Source organism: Shewanella sp. 10N.286.45.A1, from assembly GCF_041470405.1.
In the GTDB taxonomy this organism is placed as follows: Bacteria; Pseudomonadota; Gammaproteobacteria; order Enterobacterales; family Shewanellaceae; genus Shewanella.
The window spans coordinates 1-3430 of record NZ_JBFRMK010000362.1 but is presented as its reverse complement, the minus strand read 5'-3'; the positions used below and the strand labels follow the sequence as shown (position 1 = coordinate 3430).

At 41.3% G+C, this 3430-nt stretch carries 3 protein-coding genes; 1 reads left to right on the top strand and 2 read right to left on the bottom strand.

All coding sequences use genetic code 11. The features are described from left to right. Positions 1-118: 118 nt before the first annotated feature. Both dsbB and nhaB read right to left on the bottom strand, forming a co-directional pair. The gene (gene dsbB / locus AB4238_RS21200; RefSeq protein WP_372035480.1) at positions 119-640 is read right to left on the bottom strand and encodes a disulfide bond formation protein DsbB; all 522 of its coding nucleotides are present in this window, start codon (positions 638-640) and stop codon (positions 119-121) included. 94 nt (positions 641-734) lie between these two features. Further along, positions 735-2321, bottom strand: a complete 1587-nt coding sequence (nhaB, locus tag AB4238_RS21195; protein ID WP_372035477.1) for a sodium/proton antiporter NhaB — start codon at positions 2319-2321, stop codon at positions 735-737. Positions 2322-2626: 305 nt separating this feature from the next. Here nhaB and fadR point away from each other — a divergent pair, with 305 nt between their 5' ends. Next, a complete protein-coding gene (fadR, locus tag AB4238_RS21190; protein WP_372035475.1) occupies positions 2627-3346 on the top strand; it encodes a fatty acid metabolism transcriptional regulator FadR in 720 nt (239 codons plus the stop codon). Positions 3347-3430 lie beyond the last annotated feature (84 nt).

Here is a 3430-nt window from a genome sequence, read left to right as displayed (position 1 = left end):
AATAAACTGCGGTAAAAACTACCGTGAAAGATCAACAGCCCCTAGTAAATTGTAGATAATCCGAGTGTTAAACTCGGATTATCTAACTCAATGTTATTAATAACCGTGAGATAGGATATTAAGGACGCGTTAGTTTTTTTGGTAGAAAAGCGGGGATAAAAAAGATTAGAATCGCTAATAAATAAACAGAAAAAGCGACAATCATCCACTGTCCCATCGTCACTCCCATCATCTGCCAGGGGATATCGGTACACATGCCTGTCGGCATGAATATTGATGGGATCCATTCATGTAGCGGCATCCAGCTTGGAAATTCAGGTAAGAAAGAGCAAGTCGCGAATGGGGAGGGGTTGGTTTGCATATCAACTAACTCAAGTGCTAGCTTTAGCCCATAGGTTGCACTTGTGCCCCAGAGCCCCATTGCAATAATGCGAGCAATACGCGATTGGTAGCCAATAGTACCCAGTACCCCAGCAAACAAAATACCAAATATTGCCAACCTTTGATAGATACACATCACACAAGGATCTAGCTTCATAATATATTGAAAAAACAGTGCGGCCAATTCTAAAGCGAGCGCCGTGGCTGTTAGTACCAGCCATGCCGTACGGGATTGGGCAAAATTGATTAATGCATTCAACGATTAGCTCTCCATTGCAAATAAAAAACGCCCTAAATAGGGCGTTTTATATGACTAACCAAATTAAGATTAGTTCAGTTAGACACTAACACAATTAGTGTCCGGATACCGCACTATGTCCAACTTCTTGTGCTGTATGGTGCAGCAACATTCCTGAATCGTAGAAATATTGCGTCATTTGTTCTAAACCGCCGAACTGAATAGCTAAAATGCCCACAACTGATAAAACGATTGTGTAAGGTAGTGCCATCCAAACCATACGTCCGTAGGAAAGACGGATTAACGGGGCGATTGCCGATGTCAGTAGGAATAGGAACGCAGCTTGGCCGTTTGGTGTCGCTACTGAAGGCAGGTTAGTACCTGTGTTAATCGCAACGGCAAGTAGGTCAAACTGATCACGGGTGATCTGACCATCAAGCAAGGCTGCTTTAACCTCATTAATGTAGACCGTTCCTACAAATACGTTGTCACTGACCATTGACAGTAAACCGTTGGCAATATAGAAAATAACTAATTGGGTGTTACCTTCATAGCTAAGTGCCCATTGAATCACTGGTGCAAACAGTTGCTGGTCGATAATTACGCCAACAATAGCAAAGAACACAGCAAGTAATGCTGTGAAAGGAAGTGCTTCTTCAAAGGCTTTACCAAGTGCATGTTCGTTAGTTACGCCGTTGAATGCTGTCGTTAAAATGATAACAGACAAACCAATCAAACCTACTGAAGCAAGATGGAATGCAAGGCCGATAATAAGCCAAATCCCCACAAATGCTTGAACAACCAATTTTATCTTGTCATGTTTAGTACGGTGAGCATCTTCATGAGCAGAGTAATCGGACAAAATTTTGTGCACAGCATCTGGCAATTGCTTACCGTAATCAAAAACTTTGAATTTCTCTACCAAGTAACAGGTGAATACACCAGCGACGAATACAGGTACGGTTACAGGAGACATACGCAGTGCAAATTCTGCAAACTGCCAGTTTGCTTGAGCTGCAATAATTAAGTTTTGCGGTTCGCCGACCATAGTACAAACACCACCGAGTGCAGTACCAACACCGGCATGCATCAGAAGATTTCGTAAAAAGCCTCGGAATGCTTCAAGTTCCTCTTCACATAACTGGCTTTGGCCATCGCTAGTATGATCATGGCTATCGTTAAAGTTCTTACCCGATGCCACTTTGTGGTAAATAGAATAGAAACCAACCGCTACAGCGATAATTACAGCGATTACGGTTAGTGCGTCGAGAAATGCAGACAAAAATGCAGATGCAACACAGAACATTATTGATACGGCAATTTTGGAGCGAACCTTAGTGATCATTTTAGTGAAGACAAAAAGTAATAATTGCTTCATGAAATAGATGCCTGCAACCATAAAGATTAGCAGCAATAAGACCTCTAGGTTTGCTTCAATCTCATGCAGAACTTGGCTAGGCGAAGTCATGCCTATTATTACCGCTTCGATTGCAAGTAACCCCCCGGGTTGCAATGGGTAGCATTTAAGCGCCATAGCAAGGGTAAAGATAAACTCTAAAACCAACAACCAACCCGCTACAAACGGATTAAGATAGAAAACGACCGGGTTGATCACTAGAAACGATAATATTGCGAATTTGAACCACTTTGGCGAATTGCCTAAGAAGTTATCAAGAAACGCCTGACTTATTGTCACAGGCATGGAATCCTCACTCTTGTATTTGTAATGTTCGATTGTAACAAGAAATTAACTAGATTTGTTGTTACTAATAAAATTGCCGACGCTAAAGGTAATTCCTTTTGACTAACTTAAACAGCTTTGATTACCCAAACGTGTATCTAAATCAAAAAAAATCATTTAAAACTCTTTTTTAGCATGTTTTTTGAGCATAATTTGTATTTTCTCGTAACAGTGCTTATCTAATGAAGCGGTTTAGGTTTCCATTTTGGGTAGCTCTGGTATGATCAGTGATTAGAACAACACTAATAATTGGATAGAGTAGGCTGATGATCATCAATGCCAAAGGCCCTGCAAGTTTCGCAGAGAAATATATTGTACGATCCATTTGGGAGAACAAGTTTGCTCCCGGTTCTATTTTGCCAGCTGAACGAGAGTTGTCTGAATTAATAGGTGTAACCCGCACGACATTACGTGAAGTGTTGCAACGTCTTGCGCGAGATGGATGGCTAACTATTCAACATGGCAAACCCACTCGAGTTAATGACTTCTGGGAGACCTCAGGTCTGAATATCCTAGAGACCATTGCTGAACTTGACCCTGATGGCTTTCCTGAACTAGTCGACCAACTGTTATCGGCTCGTAGCAGTGTTAGTGCTATTTATTTTAGAGGTGCAATTCGAAATAACCCAGATAAAGCGGTTGAAGCATTATCAAAGCTTGATGAGTTGGAAGATTCTGCTCAAGCTTATGCCGATTTCGACTATGAGTTACAGCACACCTTAGCTTTCTCTTCTGGTAATCCTCTTTATGTGCTGATCCTTAATGGTTTTAAAGGGCTATATAGTAGAGTTGGTCGCTATTATTTTTCTAGCGCCGATGCACGAGCACTTGCGTTAGACTTTTATAAGCAACTGCAGCAGCTCGCAGTCGATAAGAATTACGCGGATGTTGCAGCGTTAATGCGAACTTATGGGATCAATAGCGGCATGATGTGGCAAAGCTTACGTGATCAAATGCCCGTGGAGTTAGGTCATTCCAATACGTAAGACTTCTTAGCTTGCATTAGAAAAAAGCCATCATTTTGATGGCTTTTTTAATGCGTAAGATTATAGCAATTGCATTAAAAGTTT